16 protein-coding genes and 1 pseudogene are annotated in these 16023 nt (G+C 70.7%); 7 read left to right on the top strand and 10 right to left on the bottom strand.

The annotated features are described in order from the left end of the window. Positions 1-2 precede the first annotated feature (2 nt). From add to AB0B91_RS26570, 4 genes are all read right to left on the bottom strand, one after another. A complete protein-coding gene (add, locus tag AB0B91_RS26555; protein ID WP_358324751.1) occupies positions 3-1022 on the bottom strand; it encodes an adenosine deaminase in 1020 nt (339 codons plus the stop codon). Positions 1023-1094: 72 nt separating this feature from the next. Continuing rightward, positions 1095-1667, bottom strand: coding sequence for a TetR/AcrR family transcriptional regulator (locus AB0B91_RS26560; protein WP_358324753.1), 573 nt, complete (start codon positions 1665-1667; stop codon positions 1095-1097). Positions 1668-1678: 11 nt separating this feature from the next. Then, entirely contained in the window at positions 1679-2545 is an 867-nt protein-coding gene (locus tag AB0B91_RS26565; protein WP_358324756.1) for an oxidoreductase, read from the bottom strand. A gap of 40 nt (positions 2546-2585) precedes the next feature. Beyond that, positions 2586-3347 (bottom strand): hypothetical protein, encoded by a 762-nt coding sequence (locus AB0B91_RS26570; RefSeq protein ID WP_358324759.1) that lies wholly within the window; start codon positions 3345-3347, stop codon positions 2586-2588. Positions 3348-3411: 64 nt separating this feature from the next. Between AB0B91_RS26570 and AB0B91_RS26575 the strand changes: the two are divergent. Then, positions 3412-3828: pseudogene (locus tag AB0B91_RS26575) on the top strand (Clp protease N-terminal domain-containing protein); the annotation flags it as partial. A gap of 201 nt (positions 3829-4029) precedes the next feature. Here AB0B91_RS26575 and AB0B91_RS26580 read toward each other — a convergent pair. After that, positions 4030-5052, bottom strand: coding sequence for a GNAT family N-acetyltransferase (locus AB0B91_RS26580; RefSeq protein WP_358324762.1), 1023 nt, complete (start codon positions 5050-5052; stop codon positions 4030-4032). 96 nt (positions 5053-5148) lie between these two features. On the opposite strand from AB0B91_RS26580, the gene AB0B91_RS26585 reads away from it, so the two are divergent. The 5 genes from AB0B91_RS26585 (at position 5149) to AB0B91_RS26605 (ending at position 11181) form a co-directional block, all read left to right on the top strand. Then, a complete protein-coding gene (locus tag AB0B91_RS26585; protein WP_358324764.1) occupies positions 5149-6540 on the top strand; it encodes an FAD-binding oxidoreductase in 1392 nt (463 codons plus the stop codon). A 32-nt stretch (positions 6541-6572) separates the two neighbouring features. Continuing rightward, positions 6573-8177 carry an amidohydrolase gene (locus tag AB0B91_RS26590; protein WP_358324767.1) on the top strand — a complete coding sequence of 535 codons (1605 nt, stop codon included), beginning with the start codon at positions 6573-6575 and terminating at the stop codon, positions 8175-8177. A gap of 72 nt (positions 8178-8249) precedes the next feature. Beyond that, positions 8250-8705 (top strand): hypothetical protein, encoded by a 456-nt coding sequence (locus AB0B91_RS26595; protein ID WP_358324770.1) that lies wholly within the window; start codon positions 8250-8252, stop codon positions 8703-8705. A 27-nt stretch (positions 8706-8732) separates the two neighbouring features. Further along, a complete protein-coding gene (locus tag AB0B91_RS26600) occupies positions 8733-9485 on the top strand; it encodes a hypothetical protein (protein ID WP_358324773.1) in 753 nt (250 codons plus the stop codon). Next, entirely contained in the window at positions 9478-11181 is a 1704-nt protein-coding gene (locus AB0B91_RS26605) for a hypothetical protein (protein ID WP_358324776.1), read from the top strand. The genes AB0B91_RS26600 and AB0B91_RS26605 overlap by 8 nt, the downstream gene beginning before the upstream one ends. 157 nt (positions 11182-11338) lie before the next feature. Here the strand turns inward: AB0B91_RS26605 and AB0B91_RS26610 are convergent, their stop codons facing one another. The 5 genes from AB0B91_RS26610 to gap all read right to left on the bottom strand — a co-directional run bounded on the left by AB0B91_RS26610 (position 11339) and on the right by gap (position 15052). Then, a complete protein-coding gene (locus AB0B91_RS26610; RefSeq protein WP_214636247.1) occupies positions 11339-11683 on the bottom strand; it encodes an RNA polymerase-binding protein RbpA in 345 nt (114 codons plus the stop codon). A 68-nt stretch (positions 11684-11751) separates the two neighbouring features. Then, positions 11752-11982, bottom strand: coding sequence for a preprotein translocase subunit SecG (secG, locus tag AB0B91_RS26615; RefSeq protein ID WP_214636246.1), 231 nt, complete (start codon positions 11980-11982; stop codon positions 11752-11754). 99 nt (positions 11983-12081) lie between these two features. After that, on the bottom strand, positions 12082-12864 hold the full coding sequence (gene tpiA, locus AB0B91_RS26620) for a triose-phosphate isomerase (RefSeq protein WP_358324901.1): 783 nt from the start codon (positions 12862-12864) through the stop codon (positions 12082-12084). Next, a complete protein-coding gene (locus AB0B91_RS26625) occupies positions 12861-14048 on the bottom strand; it encodes a phosphoglycerate kinase (protein ID WP_358324779.1) in 1188 nt (395 codons plus the stop codon). The genes tpiA and AB0B91_RS26625 overlap by 4 nt, the downstream gene beginning before the upstream one ends. Then, positions 14048-15052, bottom strand: coding sequence for a type I glyceraldehyde-3-phosphate dehydrogenase (gene gap, locus AB0B91_RS26630; protein ID WP_358324782.1), 1005 nt, complete (start codon positions 15050-15052; stop codon positions 14048-14050). Before gap ends, AB0B91_RS26625 begins: the two co-directional genes overlap by 1 nt. Positions 15053-15237: 185 nt before the next feature. Here gap and AB0B91_RS26635 point away from each other — a divergent pair, with 185 nt between their 5' ends. Then, the gene (locus AB0B91_RS26635) at positions 15238-15855 is read left to right on the top strand and encodes a hypothetical protein (protein WP_358324785.1); all 618 of its coding nucleotides are present in this window, start codon (positions 15238-15240) and stop codon (positions 15853-15855) included. Positions 15856-16023: the final 168 nt, after the last annotated feature.

The following is a 16023-nucleotide window of genomic DNA, read 5'->3' on the forward strand; positions in this document are numbered from 1 at the left end:
TTTCAGGCGGTCAGCGCGTCGATCTCGGCCAGGAGCGCCCGCTTGCGCTCCGGCGCCAGGAAGGACGCGTGCACGCCGTTGCGGGCGAGCTGGGCCAGTTCCGGCTCGCCGAGGCCGAACACGTGGGCGGCCACGCGGTACTCCCCGGCCAGGGTGGTGGCGAACATGGGCGGGTCGTCGCTGTTCAGCGTGACGAACAGCCCCTCCTCCAGCAGCCTGGGCAGCGGGTGGTCCTCGATGCGGGCCACCTGCCCGGTGCAGACGTTCGACGTCGGGCAGACGTCCAGCGGGAGCTGCGTCTCGCGCAGGTAGGCCACCAGGCGCGGGTCCTGGAGGCAGGAGATGCCGTGGCCGACGCGCTCGGCGCCCAGCCCCTCGATGACCTCCCAGACGCTCTCGGGACCGGTCATCTCGCCGCCGTGCGGCACGCTGTGCAGCCCCGCCGCGCGCGCCGCCGCGAACGCGTCCCGGTAGGCGTCACGGTACTGCGGGCGGCTCTGCTCGATCCCGCCCAGGCCGAAACCTACCAATGCGGCGGGAGGTTCCTCCAGAGCGTGCATGACCGTGATCTTGGCCGCCTCCTCGCCGAACTCGCCGGGGATGTCGAAGATGTAGGCCATCTCCACCCCGTGGTCGGTCGCGGATCGGCGGGCGGCCAGGTCGAGCGCCTCGGTGACCTCGCGCATGGGCATCCCGACGATGCTGTGGGCGTACGGGGTGACCTGCAGCTCGGCGTAGCGGGCGCCCTGGGACGACAGGTCGCGGGCCAGGCCGAGCACGAGGGTGGCGACGTCCTCCGGCTCGCGGACCAGCGCGTTGACCGCCCCGTACACCTGCGCGAAGTGGGGGAAGTCGCGGAAGGCGTAGAACGCGCGCAGTCCCTCCTCCGTCGTGGGGACCGGGCCGCCCGGGTGGCGGCGGGCGAGCTCCAGGACGGTGGCCACGGAGGCGGAGCCGACCAGGTGAACATGCAGCTCTACCTTGGGCAGGGCGTCGATGAAGGCGTCGGTGGGGGTCGTCATGGCGACGACCATAAGCCCGCCATTTCGCCCCAAAACAGAGTTTCAAGCGAAATTTCACACAAAAATGTGAGGTTATCTGGACCAGGCGTGGACCAGCGGCAGCAGGACCGTGTCCACCGAGTCCGCGACGAAGGACTCGTCGAACAGTGGCCCGAGGAAGATCATGCGGTGCCAGACCAGCGCCTCCGCCACCCCGAACAGCCGGCCCGCATCCACCGGCCCCGGCAGGTCGCCGCGCTCCCTGGCCCGCCCCAGCAGCGCCTCCACCCCGCCCAGGTCCTTGGCCGGCATGTGCTCCCGCAGCGTCCTGGCCAGCTCCTGGTGCGAAACCAGCGTCGAGGACAGCCCCATGATGAGGCCGTGCTTGCGTTCGACGGCCCCGCACAGGCCGCCGAACACCGAGGCGAGGTCGCCGCGCAGCGAACCGGTGTCCTCGGCGGCCGGCGTGTCCATGTCGAACCGGCGGCAGATGACGTCGACCACCAGCTCCGGCTTGCCCGCCCACCGGCGGTAGATGGTGGCCTTGCTGGCCTTGGCCCGCTTGGCGATCTGATCGACCGACATGCGGTCGTAGCCCATCTCCGACAGCAGCGCCAGCGTCGCGTCGAGGATGGCCCGCTCCCGCTCGGGGTCGAGTGGTGCCACGTGCACGTCCTTCAGCTGTAGGTGATCTCGTCGAATCGTACGCCGGTCAGCCGCGTGGACACGTCCCACAGCTCGGCGGCGAGCTGCTCGGAGCGGGCCGCCTTCGACGGCGTGAGCAGCTGGGTCTTGGGGCCGACGAACTCCCCGCCGTGGATCTCCGGCGAGGTGGCCGCGTACAGGGAGGACACCGCACCGGCCGCCGCGCTCTGCAGGAACACCCCCATGAGGGGCTGTAGCGGCCCCAGCGTGAAGAAGTTGGTGGCCGTGACACCAGGATGGGTGGCGACACTGACCAGGTCCGCCTGGGACCGCTGAGCGCGTCGCTGGAGCTCCAGGGTGAAGAGCAGGTTGGCCAGCTTGGAGCGGCCGTAGGAGGTCATCTTCTTGTAGCCGCGCTCCAGGCCCAGGTCGTCGAAGTCCAGCTTGCCCACTTTGTGGGCGTCGCTGGAGACGTTGACCACCCGCGCGCCGGGTCGCGACAGCAGCAGGGGCAGCAGCAGGCCGGTGAGCGCGAAGTGGCCCAGGTGGTTGGTGCCGAACTGCATCTCGAAGCCGTCACGGGTCAGCTGTCGCGGGATCATGCCGACGCCCGCGTTGTTGACCAGCAGGTCCACCCGGTCGACGCCGGCCGCGAAGCTCCTGACCGAGGCGAGGTCGGCCAGGTCCAGCGTGCCGTGTTCGACCTCGGCGCCAGGGACGGCCCGGCGGATCTCCGCCACGGCCGCGCCGCCCTTCGCGGCCGAGCGGGTGGCCACGATGACGCGGGCGCCGTGTCGGGCGAGCTCGAGTGCGGTGGGCAGGCCGATGCCGCTGTTGGCGCCGGTCACGATGGCCGTCTTGCCGCTCAGGTCGGGCATGTCGGCGGGGGTCCAGGTCATCACTACTCCAGGTGTACGGAACCGTTTCGTACACCATAACCTAACGCTCCGCCCGCTGCCGCGCGTGCCGCTCCTCCCGCTGGGCGACCTCCAGCCGCTGGGTGCTCTCAGCGAGCCTCTTGCGGGCCTTGGCCAGCTTCCGCTCCAGCCGGGCGACCCGCTCGGCCCGCTCGTCGTGCTCCTTCCCGGCCTGCTCCAGGGCGGCCACCCACTCCCGGTGGGCGTCCTGCGCCTCCTGCCGTTCGGCGGCCTTCCTGGTCTCGGCCTCTTCCCGCCGTTTCGCCTCGGCCGCCGAGTCCGCCGGCCTTTTGGCAGGTCTGCCGCGCGGCACCGGGGCCGGGGCGAAGCCGCTGTAGCTGAGCGGCTTGGCCAGCCGGCCGCGCCGTACCTCCTCGGCCGCGCCCGCGTCCACGACGGCGGCGTCGAGCGTCTGCTCGGCCTCGGCCGCCGCGGCGGCCGACAGACCGGTGTCCCGCCTGAGCAGCCGGGACAGGACCCCCGCCAGCTCGCCGCGCCGCCGGGTCAGCTCCGCCAGCGCCTCGGCGTCGTGCGCCGCCCACGCCTCACGCAGCCGCCCCCCGAGCGCCAGCAGCTCGCCGAGGTCGTCCGGATGCTCGCGGACCAGCCGGTTCACGGCCGAGGCGGACACCGTGGGCTTACGCAGCCCGGCGATGTCGCGGGCCAGCCGTACGTCGCCCGCGTCCTTGGCGGCACGGGCCTCGGCCGCGCGCGCGGCGGTGAACTCGGACGGCGGGAGCGCATACAGGCGACCGGCCACCTCGTCAAGATCCACACTGGTCAAATACCCCACATCCGCTGGTTTGTAGCGCATAGTGGAGGCACGCCACTCGAACGGAGGACCACCGGTGTTCGAGCGCTTCACCGATCGTGCCCGAAGAGTCGTCGTCCTCGCCCAGGAAGAGGCGCGGATGCTGAGCCACGACTACATCGGCACGGAACACATCCTGCTCGGCCTCATCCACGAGGGCGAGGGCGTGGCGGCGCTGACGCTCGACAGCCTCGGCGTCGAGCTGGGGAACGTGCGCGCGTACGTCGAGCGCGAAGTGGGCCAGGGTGACACGGCGCCGAGCGGGCACATCCCGTTCACCCCGCGCGCCAAGAAGGTCCTGGAGCTCTCGCTGCGCGAGGCCCTGCAACTGCGCCACAACTACATCGGCACCGAGCACATCCTGCTCGGGGTGATCAGGGAGGGCGAGGGGCTCGCCGTCCGCGCGATCGTGGATCGCGGCGTGGAGCTGGGCGACCTGCGGCACCGCGTGCTCACCCGGGTCGGCCAGGGGTCGAAGGAGCGGCCGAGTGAGATGTTCTTCGCCGCCGGCTCGATGCTCGGCGAGCGGCTCACCCAGATCCAGGAGAGCCTCGACCGCATCGAGCGCCACCTGGGCATCCAGCGGCCCGACCGGGCGGCGTCCGACCCGGAACCGTCAGAGCGGGAATCCGGGCCGGACGAAGGCGAGCGGGAGTCAGGCTGACGCCAGCGCGCCGACCGGCAGCCTGGCCTCGATCACGCCCGGGTCCTCGGTGTAGCCGAGCGTGGCGCCCAGCGACAGCAGGAGCCGCCGCATCCGCACGTTGTCGGACAGCATCGTGGCCCTGACCTCGGCGTAGCCGAGATCACGCGCCTCGCGCACCAGCGATCGGGCCAGGGCCGTGCCCAGACCGCGCCCCTGCCAGCGGTCCTCGACCAGGAAGGCCATCTCGGCGATGCCGGGATCGGGAGTGAACATCAAGGAGGCCATGGCCACCACCTGGCCGTCGTGCCCGCCCACGATCGAGTGGCCGCGGCTGCGGTCGCAGAGCCGGTCGAACATCCGCGCCGGCAGCGCGGGCATCGAGGTGAAGTAGCGGAACCTGCGGGCCTCGGGCGAGCACCTGTCGTGCAGGTCGCGTACGGCCTCGCGGTAGATCGAGGTGAGCGGCCGGACCGTGACCTCTTCACCGTCGCTCAGCCTGATCACGGGCTCGCCGGCGCTCTGCTCGACCGGCGGCTGCGCGAGCCGGACGAAGGAGGCCGCCCTGGCCGCCTCGGTCAGCGTGAAGGGCAGCTCGGCGCGGCGCAGCCGGACGGCCCGCTTGGCCGCTACGGGCACCACGAGCAGGGTCGGGTCGGGAAGATCACTCACGGCTTCACCATAGATCCACCGGGCATCGTCGGCGCGCAGCAGCTCGGCCAGGAACTCCGGCAGCCGCCACGGCATGGACCGCAGCCGGGAGGCGAGCAGCAGCGCGCGGGTGGGTTCGTCGGTCAGCTCGTGCGCCGTCGCGGGGACCACCTGGACGCGGCGTCCACCCGCCGCTTCCAGCGCCTCGCGCACCGCCTCCGGACTGGCCGGGATGTCGGCGACGAACTCGTCGACGGTGCCGTCCGCATCCGACTGGACGCTCAGGCCGAGGATGTTGCCGCCCCTGTCGGCCAGGGCCGCGGCCAGGGAGGCCAGCCGTCCCGGACGCTCGTCCACCGTCGTGCGAATGCGCAAGAATCCCATACGAAGAGGATGCCGGGGAGGTGTTACCTGGCCGCTACCGCCGTGTTTCGAATGCGAATTTCATAGCGAGATGCGGCGTATAGGAGGATAACGGCCATGAACGCGCAAGTCTCCTTGTCGTCCGGATTCGTGAACGGCGACGTGTCCTTCTGGTACCGCGCTTCCGGCGTGCCTTCCCCTGGTCCACGCCTCGACGGCGACCTCCAGGCGGACGTGGTGATCGTCGGTGCGGGCTACACGGGACTGTGGACCGCCTACTACCTCAAGCAGGCGCGGCCGTCGCTGAACGTGGTGGTGCTGGAGAAGGACTTCGCCGGGTTCGGCGCCTCGGGGCGCAACGGCGGCTGGCTGACCGGCGATCTGGCCGGATCGCACCAGCGCTATGCCGCGACGCACGGCGTGGAGGCGGCGCGGCGGCTGCAGCGCGAGATGTACGCCTCGATCGACGAGGTGATCGGGGTCTGCGAGAAGGAGGCCATCGACGCCGACGTCGTCAAGGGCGGCGTGGTCAACGTGGCCCGCACTCCCGCCCAGGCGGCGCGGCTGCGGGCCTCGGTGTCGGCCGCCCGCGCCTGGGGCATCGAGGAGACCGACCTGCGGCTGGTCGATCCCGCGGAGCGGCTGCGGGTGACGGGGGCCGTGGCCGCCTCCTGGAGCCCGCACTGCGCGCGGGTCCAGCCCGCCAAGCTGGTACAGGGGCTGGCGCGGGCCGTACGGGAGCTCGGGGTGACCGTCTATGAGCGGACGCCCGTCACGGAGATCGCCCCGGGGCGGGCCGTGACGCCGTTCGGGACGGTCCGGGCACGTCACGTGCTCCGCGCGACCGAGGGGTTCACCTCGCGGCTGAAGGGGCTGCGGCGGCAGTGGCTGCCGATGAACAGCTCGCTGATCGTCACCGAGCCGTTGCCCGCCTCGTTCTGGGAGACGGTCGGCTGGCAGGGGTCCGAGCTGCTCGGGGACATGGCCCACTACTACATGTACGCCCAGCGGACCGCCGACGACCGCATCGCCTTCGGCGGGCGCGGCCGGCCGTACCTGTACGGCTCGCGGGTGGACGCCAGGGGGCACACGCACGAGCGGACGGTCGAGGCGCTCTGGGAGCTGCTGATCGACTTCTTCCCCGCCGCGGCCTCCTCCTCGGTGGCGCACGCGTGGTCGGGGGTGCTGGGGGTGCCGCGCGACTGGTGCTCGACCGTGCACGTGGACCCGGCCACCGGCCTCGGCTGGGCGGGCGGCTACACCGGGCACGGGGTGACGACGGCCAACCTGGCCGGCCGTACGCTGCGGGACCTCGTCGTGGGCGAGCGGACGGCGCTGACGGAGCTGCCGTGGGTGGGGCGCCGGGTGCGGGCGTGGGAGCCGGAGCCGCTGCGCTGGCTGGGGGTGCACGCGATGTACCGCTTGTACCGGATGGCCGACCATCGGGAGCGGTCGATGCCGCGTACGTCCGCGCTGGCCCGCGTGGCCGACCTCATCACCGGCCACTGATCACCGACCCATCACCGAGATCTGGGAGCACCATGCACACGCTCTTCCGAGGGGGACGCGTCTTCACCGCGAAGACCGGTTTCGCCGAGGCCGTACTCGTCCGCGACGGTGTGATCGCCGCCGTGGGCGACGAGCGGGAACTGGTACGGCTGGCGCCGGGCCACGAGACCGTGGACCTGGAGGGCGGCCTGCTGATGCCCGGGTTCACCGATGCTCATGTGCATCCGGTGCAGGCGGGCCTGGAGCGCGCCAAGTGCGATCTATCCGAAATTTACGGACTCGATGCCTACTTGGCGAAGATCGCCGACTATGCGGCGAAAAATCCGGAAAAAGAGTGGATCGATGGCGGCGGGTGGGACATGTCGGCCTTCGAGGGTGGGTTGCCGCACCGTGACCAGCTCGCCTTCGCCGACCGGCCCGTCTACCTCATCCAGCGTGACCACCATGCCGCCTGGGTCAACACCCGCGCCCTGGAGCTGGCCGGCGTCACCGCCGACACCCCCGACCCCGCCGACGGCCGGATCGAGCGCGACGCCGACGGCACGCCCAGCGGCGTCCTGCACGAAGGCGCGATGGACCTCGTCGGCCTGCTCACCCCCCGCCCCGCCGCCCAGGACCTGGACCGGGCGCTGGCGGAGGCGGAGCGGTACCTGTTCTCGCTCGGCATCACCGGCTGGCAGGACGCCATCGTCGGCTCGTACGCGGGCTCGGTGGACCAGCTGCCCACGTACGTGTCGGCGGCCGGCTCCGGCAGGCTGCGGGCCCGCGTGGTGGGCGCGCTGTGGTGGGACCGAACCCGTGGTCTCGACCAGCTCGACGACCTGGCCGCGCGGCGCGCCTCGGCGGAGGGGCTGGACCGGTTCCGCGCGACCTCGGTGAAGATCATGCAGGACGGCATCACGGAGAACTTCACGGCCGCGACGCTGGAGCCGTACTGCCTCTGCGGCGGCACGGGCCTGTCCTACGTCGACCCGGGCAAGCTCAGGACGTACGTGGCCGAGCTGGACCGGCTCGGCTTCCAGGTGCACGTCCACGCGATCGGCGAGCGGGCCGTACGCGAGGCGCTCGACAGCCTCGAGGGCACCTCCCCCGGCAACCGGCACCACATCGCCCACCTGCAGATCATCGAGCCGTCGGACGTGCCGCGCTTCGCCGCGCTCGGCGTCACGGCCAACCTGCAGCCGCTCTGGGCGACCCACCACGCGCAGATGGACGAGCTGACGCTGCCGTTCCTGGGCGAGCCCCGCTCGTCGTGGCAGTACCCCTTCGCCGACCTGCTCGCCCACGGCACGCGGTTCTGCGCGGGCAGCGACTGGCCGGTGTCGAGCGCCGATCCGCTGCAGGGCGTGCACGTGGCCGTCAACCGCACCGAGCCCGGCGGCTCGGTGCACGCCGGCTACCCGACGGCGCAGACCCCGTTCCTGCCCGGCCAGCGCCTCGACCTGGCGACCGCGCTGACGGCGTACACGGCGGGCTCGGCCTGGATCAACCGCTCACCCGCCGGCGTGATCGAGCCGGGCCGCCCGGCGGACCTGGTCGTCCTGGACCGCGACCCGTTCGAGCTGCCGGAGCGCGACATCTGGACGACTCGGGCGCGCATGACGTTCGTGGACGGCGTCGCCGTACACGAGGGGTAGCCGCGCGATCCGGCCCTGCGGAACGCGCACCCTTCCCGGGTACGGTCGCCTCCGACTCGAACGGAGGTTGACATGGTGATGCGGCGAACGTGGGCCGTCGCGGCGCTCGCCTGCGCGATGACGGTGACCATTCCCGGAGTCGCGCAGGCGACGACCCAGCGCGGCCAGGACGTGGTCATCACGTCCAGACGCGGCTGGCAGGACACCGGGATCTACGTGTTCGGCGGCGACCGCGTCCGGGTCGAACAGGTGGGCGGCAGTTGGACGGTCGACCACAACTCCTTCCCCTGGGTGGGCGCCGACGGGTACGACTGGGACACCGACTCGCACATCTACCAGGGCTGCAAGATCCGCGACGACTCCCCGTACGCCCGGCTCCTGTCCCGGGTCAAAACCGGCTCGCGTGCCCTGGGCGCGCACCGGAGCTGGCGGGCCACGACCAGCGGCCGGCTGCTCATGAGGATCAATGATCAGGACCGCTGCCTCGGCGACAACGCGGGCGCGCTGGTCATCAGGATCTGGCACTAGCCATCGGGTCCGGAGTCTAATGACCGTGTGACGGGGACACACGGCAAGCGCGTGGTCGTCGTGGACGACGACGACATCAGCCGCACCGGCATCGTCGCCATCCTGTCCGGGACTCCGGGTGTGGAGGTGGTCGCGGGACTCGACCACCGGGCGGCGGCCGGCTGGTCGTACGAGGGCGTCGACGTCGTGCTGGTGGACGCCGCCGACGAGCGGCGCCCCGACGACCACTTCCCCGGCGTGGCGGTCGTCGAGGCCGTCCGCCGGGTCCGGAGCCGCCGCCAGACCACGGTCATCGTGCTCACCGGCCACTTCCTCGACGGCGCGGTCCGGAGGCGCATGCGGGAGGCCAGGGCCGACTACTTCTACCACCGCAGCCAGCTCGGGGACGCGGCCCGCCTGCGCGCCGCCGTACTCTCCCCGTCGGGAACCGTGCCCGGCCCCGCCGACCCCGAGGAGGAGATCAGGCTCGGCCTCTCGGCCGCCAGCCGGGTCAACGCGGCCGTGGCGCACGCCCTGGCGGAACACCTGCCGGAACGGCTGGGCGAACGGGCCAGCCCCCGGTCGCGGGCCTGGATCCGATTACGGGAGCGGTTCAACCGGCAGGCCCGGCTCGCGGCGATGACCTCCGACGGCCGGGCTCCGGACCGCGCCCAGTCGCTGCCGTCACTGCCGCAGATCGCCCGGTTCCTGACATGGGCGACAAGAGTCAAGACACCCCCACCGCCGTCCCCGTCACCACCCCCGCCGCCCTCACCGCCGCCCTCGCCATCGGATGAGTGAACCGCTCAGTGGGACCGCGCGGTCCACCTCCTTCACCGCGATCCGCCTGTTCCTCAACCTGCGGCTGGCCTCGCGGGTGACGATCTGCGTGACCCTCTGGAAGACCCTCACGCCGCCCGTGGCGGCGCTCACCCTGCTCGCCTCGTGCCTGTACGACGTGCTGGTGTTCCTCGCCCTCAGACGCCACAGGATCCCCGTCCCGGTACGGCTGGCGCTGGACGTCGTCGACGTGGCCGTCTGGTCCGCACTCTCCGGAGACTCGATCGACGCCCCTGCCCTGCTGGCCGCTCCCCTGGCATACGAGCTGGCCCTGGAGCACGGCTGGGCGGCACTGGCCGTGCCCCTCACCTCTGGGGCGGTGACCAACGTGGCACTGACCGTGGCTGGCTGGCCGTACAGTCTCGCGCCCTTCCTCTGGCCCGCAGGCGGCGTGGCAGGTGGCGTGTTCATCGGCCGCTACCTGCGCGGGCGCCTGCGGCAGCGGCTGCGCGTGGCCGCGGCGGAGCGGCAGGCCGCCAGGAGCCAGGCCGAGCTGGCCGGCCGGCACAGCGTGGCCGTGGGCGCCGACACCGTGGTGGACCTGCTGACCCGCACCTGGCCGCTGCTGGCGGGGCCGGGCCGCCCCGTGGCGTCACCTCTGTCGGCCTGGCGGCAACGGCTGGCGGAGGAGACTGCCGACCACGCCGAGTACCTGGCGGTCGCGTTGCTGCGCTGGGAACAGCGCCACAATCTGGCCAGTCCGGACCTCTCCCGCGACGTGGAGTTCCGCCCCTCGTCCGGCAGCGGCGCACTGCTGCTCTCCCCCGCGCAGACCGCCGCGCTGCACGACGCCCTGGTACGACTGGCCCCCGCCGGCGTGCTCACCGTCACCGCGGACCAGCCACGGCCCCTCGGCCGACGGCAGGAACTACGCATCGGCTCCAGAAAGGTGGTGCTGCCCGAGGATGCCCGGCCGCACACTCCGTCGTTCGACGCGGGACCGATCGCCATCGCGCTGGGCGCCATCGGCTCACTCAGTCACTCCTGGCGCGACATGGACGGCGTGCCACTCCCGGCCGGCGCGGCCCTCACGCTGACCGGGCTGCTGGTCGCCCTCTGGGCGCACCGGCGCATCGTCGCCCGCGGCACGGCGGCGCACGCGTGGGTGCTGGCCGCGGGGCTCTGCTTCGGCGCGGTGGACGCGCTCGTCTCGACGTCGCTCATGCGCACGATGGTCGCCGGGGGACTCACCCGGATGCCGTTCCTGCACTCGATGCTCTTCGCCGTCCCGTTGACGGTCGTGTACTGGCGCGACCTGGGGCTGGGACGACGGGTCGCGGCCGTGGCCTGGCTGGCGTCGATCCTCGCGGTGTGCGGGTGGCTGCTGCCCGTACCGCTGCACTGGACCGATCTGGCGGCGCTGGTGTGGCCGCTGGCCTTCACCATCGGCGCCTCGGGAGTGCGCGACCTGCTGGACCTGGACACCACGGGGGTGGACCACGAACTGGCCGCCGAGCACGCCGCCGCCGTACGCGAGGGCTACCTCAGCGGCCGGGCCGACGTACTGCGGCTGGTGGAGCGGGTCGCGGAGGAAGCCGCCCACCGCCTGACCACGGACCGGGACTCGCTCGACCCGCGCTTCCTCCCAGAGCTCGAACGCCGCCTGCACCAGGTCCGCGAACGCGTCTCGGCCTTACGCGGCCAACCAGACCCCTGAATGACGACCGACTTCAGCAGTGCGACCACCCAACACGCGCCCCCGCTCAACGGCCCGCAACCTGTAAGGCCCCCGGGCGCAACGCCAGAAGGGCCCCGGCGCGGTGCCGGGGCCCTTCTGACATATGTACCTCTGAGCTAACAAGATCCTGCTGTTCCTACCAGGGAGACTTGTTGTTGCGCAGACGCTCCAGCGCTTCCTCGAGGATCGCCTTGCCGTCCTTGTCGCTCCTGCGCTCCTTCACATAAGCGAGGTGCGTCTTGTACGGCTCGTTCCGGGGCGGGGCAGGCGGGGCCTGCTCGTCCTGGCCGGCCGGGAGACCGCAGCGTGGGCAGTCCCACATTTCGGGCACCGCCGCGTCGCTGGCGAAGCTGGGACGCGTCTCATGCATGTTGGCGCACCAGAACGAGACCCGCACTCTCGGAGCTGCCTCGCCGCGCTCGGCCTCCCCCATCGGGCCGGCGCCGACACGGCTGCCACGGATCGCGTTGCCACTACCCACGGATGAACTCCTCGCTCGATCGCCCCGTGACACACGGGGGGAGAATCACTGTCACGCGTCAACCTGACTCAGGGCCGCAGGAGCAGGCCCAGAGCGATGATGCAGACGAACCAGACGGTGCCCGTGATGACGGTCAGCCGGTCGAGGTTACGCTCCACCACCGAGGAACCACCGAAGTTCGACGAGAAACCGCCGCCGAACATGTCAGACAAGCCGCCACCCTTGCCCTTGTGGAGCAGGACGAGCAGGATCATGAGACAGCTCGCCAGGATGAGGGCGATGGAGATTCCGATTTCCACGGTATGCCTAGTCCTTCAATGCTCTGTCACGCGTGACGATTCAAACTTGCCTCTAGAGGGTACGGCTTGTTGTCAAGTCGCACCCCCGGAACGACTCAGTTAGCCGGACATATCGGAGAAACGGCAGATCTTTACGAACTCCCCGGCATCGATGCTGGCACCGCCCACGAGCGCGCCGTCGATATCGGGTTGAGCCATGATCCCAGCGATGTTGCCTGACTTTACTGACCCTCCGTAGAGGATACGTACTGCGGAGGCCACTTCGGGGTCGTACAGCTCAGCGAGTCTGCCTCGCAGTGCTCCACAGACCTCTTGGGCGTCCTCGGGCGTGGCCACCTCGCCGGTGCCGATCGCCCACACCGGCTCGTAGGCCACTACTATCGATTGTGCCTGCTCAGCGGAGATCTTGCGCAGTCCACCGTCAAGCTGGTTCAGGCAATGTGAAACGTGTTCGCCTGCCTGGCGCACGGGCAGGCCCTCGCCCACGCACAGGATCGGCGTGAGCGAGTGGCGGAACGCCGCCTGCACCTTGGCGTTGACCAGGTCGTCGTCCTCGCGGTGGTATTGGCGCCGCTCCGAGTGGCCGGCCAGGACGAACGTGCAGCTCAGCTTGGCCAGCATCGCGCCCGATATCTCGCCGGTGTAGGCGCCCGCGTCGTGCTGGGACAGGTCCTGCGCGCCGTAGACGATGCGCAGCTTGTCGCCGTCGACGAGCGTCTGGACGCTGCGCAGGTCGGTGAAAGGCGGCAGGACGGCCACCTCCACCCGGTCGAAGTCCTTGTCGGTGAACGCGAAGGCGAGCTTCTGGACCAGCGAGATGGCCTCAAGGTGATTGAGGTTCATCTTCCAGTTGCCGGCGAAGAGCGGCTTTCTCACGGTCAGTCCTCCAGGGCGGCGAGTCCGGGGAGGGTCTTGCCTTCGAGATATTCGAGGCTCGCTCCGCCACCGGTGGAAATGTGCGAAAAGCCGTCTTCGGGCAGGCCGAACTTACGCACGGCCGCCGCCGAGTCGCCGCCGCCGACCACCGTCAGGGCCTCGGCCCTGATCAGCGCCTCGGCCACGGCGCGGGTGCCGCCGGAGAAGGCGTCGAACTCGAAGACGCCCATGGGGCCGTTCCAGAAGACGGTTTTGGCGTCGGCCAGCTTGGCCGCGAACAGCTCACGGGTCCTGGGACCGATGTCGAGCCCCTCGCGGTCGGCCGGGATGGCGGTGGCCTCGACCACGTCGTGCGGCGCGTCCTCGGCGAAGCCGGTCGCGGCCAGCACGTCGACGGGCAGCACGAGGTCGACGCCACGCTCGGCGGCCTCGTTGAGGAAGCCGCGCACCTGATCGAGCTGGTCCTCCTGGAGCAGCGACTTGCCGACCTCGTAGCCCTGGGCCTTGAGGAAGGTGTAGGCCATGCCGCCGCCGATCAGCAGCCGGTCGACCTTGGCCAGGAGGTTGGAGATCACGCCGAGCTTGTCGGAGACCTTGGCGCCGCCCAGCACCACCACGTAGGGGCGCTCGGTGTCCTCGGTGAGCTTCCTGAGCACCTCGACCTCGGCCACGATGAGCCCGCCCGCCGCGTGCGGCAGCAGCCGGGGCACGTCGTAGACGCTGGCGTGCTTGCGGTGCACCGCGCCGAAGCCGTCGCCCACGTAGAGCTCGGCGAGTCCGGCCAGCTTCTCGGCGAACGCGCCCCGCTCGGCGTCGTCCTTGGACTCCTCGCCGGGCTCGAACCGCAGGTTTTCCAGCAGGGCGACCTGGCCCTCGCCCAGCGCGTCGACGACGCCGTGCGCGCTGTCGCCGACCACGTCGGTGGCGAAGGCCACGTCCTCGCCGAGCAGCTCGGCGAGGCGTTCGGCGACCGGCTTCAGCGAGAAGCCGGGGTTGGGGCGGCCCTTGGGGCGGCCCAGGTGAGCGCAGACGACGACCTTCGCGCCCGCGCCGGTCAGAGCCTTGATCGTCGGCACCGACGCGCGGATGCGGCCGTCGTCGGTGATCGTCTCACCGTCGAGTGGGACGTTGAGGTCGGCGCGTACGAGCACGCGCCGACCCTTCACGTCGAGATCGTCGAGCGTACGCATCAGAGGTCCGCGCCCACCAACTGGATGAGGTCGACGAGGCGGTTGGAGAAGCCCCACTCGTTGTCGTACCAGCCGACGACCTTCACCTGGTTGCCGATGACCTTGGTCAGGCCGGCGTCGAAGATGCAGGAGTGCGGGTCGGTGACGATGTCGCTGGAGACGATCTCGTCCTCGGTGTAGCTGAGCACGCCCTTGAGCGGCCCCTCGGCGGCGGCCTTGTACGCGGCGTTGACCTCTTCGACGGTCACGTCACGGGAGAGCTCGACGGTCAGGTCGGTGGCCGAGCCCGTGGGGATCGGCACGCGCATCGCGAACCCGTCGAGCTTGCCCTTGAGCTCGGGCAGCACCAGGCCGATGGCCTTGGCCGCACCGGTCGAGGTGGGCACCACGTTGACGGCGGCGGCGCGGGCGCGGCGCAGGTCCTTGTGCGGGCCGTCCTGCAGGTTCTGGTCCTGCGTGTAGGCGTGGATCGTGGTCATCAGGCCCTTCTCGATGGTGAAGGCGTCGTTGAGGACCTTCGCCAGCGGAGCCAGGCAGTTGGTGGTGCAGGAGGCGTTGGAGATGATCGTGTGCTTGGCGGCGTCATAGGCGTTGTCGTTGACGCCCATCACGATCGTGACGTCCTCGTTCTTCGCCGGAGCGGAGATGATGACCTTCTTGGCGCCGTTGTCGGCGTGCACCTTGGCCTTGGCCGCGTCGGTGAACAGGCCGGTCGACTCCAGCACCACGTCGACGCCGAGGTCGGCCCACGGCAGCTTGGCCGGGTCGCGCTCCTCGAAGACCTTGATCGCCTTGCCGTCGACGATGATCTCGTCGCCGGCGACCTTCACCTCGTAAGGCAGGCGGCCGAGGATGCTGTCGTACTTCAGCAGGTGGGCGAGCGTCGCATTGTCGGTCAGGTCATTGACCGCAACGATCTCGATGTCCTTGCCACTGGCGGCCACCGCACGCCAGAAGTTGCGGCCGATGCGGCCGAAGCCGTTGACGCCTACGCGGATGCTCACGGGAACCGATCTCCTCGTACGTGATGGCGAGTGAAAACCTCGATGACAAACCCTATCGGACCCAAATTGGTTTAGACCACTGGACTCCCCTTAGCGCGAATCCGCGATCCGGGCGCGTAATTTGTGAGCTTCGAGTAAAGTGCCCGACTCATCGGAGTAAATTCGGGCATTCTCTGGGGGCTGAGATGTCACAACCTAGGTCCGGCCTGCTGTCTGGCCTGGTCGTGGGCTTCATAGCCACGCTCATCTGCACCATCGCGCAAGCGGCGGCACTCCACTACGGAGCCCGCTTCCTTCCGGCTGCCTTCCTGGCGGCCGGCGACGGCCTCTGGGCGCTGACCGCGATCGCCTTCGTCATCGCGCTCCTCCTGTCGGTCCTGGTATGCCTGGTCAGATCGAGCAGCCGGGTGCTGCCCTGGTGGTCAACCCTCTGCGCGATCGCGGCGGTGGCCCTGGGCTGGACCACCGCCCGCGCGACGAGCACCGGCGGCCAGCCGGACCTGAGCCTCGACCGCCTCAGAACCACCTTCCCGAGCGAGCTGACGAACCTCTGGTCCTCGCTGAAGGACTCCTGGGAGCCCTGGCTGCCCCTGGCCGCGGCGGCTCTGACGGCCTATGTGGTCGTACGCATCCGGGTGGGCCGCGTCCGAGCCCGCCAAACGTCCGTCACCCCACCCGAGGACGAGGACCCGACCTCTGCCGAACCGGAGTACCGGGCCCCCTTCGAGCCCCTCCAAAGCCCCACCAACCCCTCCCGCCCCACGGGCGACCTCTTCGCCCCAAGAGACCCGGGCCGCGCCTGAAACGACGCACGGGCCGACCCACGGACTCGGCGCACAAGCCCCTGTCACCGGAACAGGCGCACAAACCCGATCCACGGGATCGGCCGACGAGCCCGCACGTCACGGCGAGAAGTCCCTCCACCGGAGGAGCGTTCCCCTGGACAGGGCCCAGCTCACGACGGCGGTTGG

Origin of the sequence: Nonomuraea sp. NPDC049141 (assembly GCF_040648415.1) — a bacterium.
Lineage (GTDB): Bacteria > Actinomycetota > Actinomycetes > Streptosporangiales > Streptosporangiaceae > Nonomuraea.

Excerpts from the sequence above, each read along its gene's own strand:
- add (WP_358324751.1), bottom strand. The coding sequence starts at position 1,022 with ATGACGACCCCCACCGACGCCTTCATCGACGCCCTGCCCAAGGTAGAG.
- AB0B91_RS26565 (WP_358324756.1), bottom strand. The coding sequence starts at position 2,545 with ATGACCTGGACCCCCGCCGACATGCCCGACCTGAGCGGCAAGACGGCC.
- AB0B91_RS26580 (WP_358324762.1), bottom strand. The coding sequence starts at position 5,052 with ATGGGATTCTTGCGCATTCGCACGACGGTGGACGAGCGTCCGGGACGG.
- AB0B91_RS26585 (WP_358324764.1), top strand. The coding sequence starts at position 5,149 with ATGAACGCGCAAGTCTCCTTGTCGTCCGGATTCGTGAACGGCGACGTG.
- AB0B91_RS26590 (WP_358324767.1), top strand. The coding sequence starts at position 6,573 with ATGCACACGCTCTTCCGAGGGGGACGCGTCTTCACCGCGAAGACCGGT.
- AB0B91_RS26595 (WP_358324770.1), top strand. The coding sequence starts at position 8,250 with ATGGTGATGCGGCGAACGTGGGCCGTCGCGGCGCTCGCCTGCGCGATG.
- AB0B91_RS26605 (WP_358324776.1), top strand. The coding sequence starts at position 9,478 with ATGAGTGAACCGCTCAGTGGGACCGCGCGGTCCACCTCCTTCACCGCG.
- AB0B91_RS26625 (WP_358324779.1), bottom strand. The coding sequence starts at position 14,048 with ATGCGTACGCTCGACGATCTCGACGTGAAGGGTCGGCGCGTGCTCGTA.
- AB0B91_RS26635 (WP_358324785.1), top strand. The coding sequence starts at position 15,238 with ATGTCACAACCTAGGTCCGGCCTGCTGTCTGGCCTGGTCGTGGGCTTC.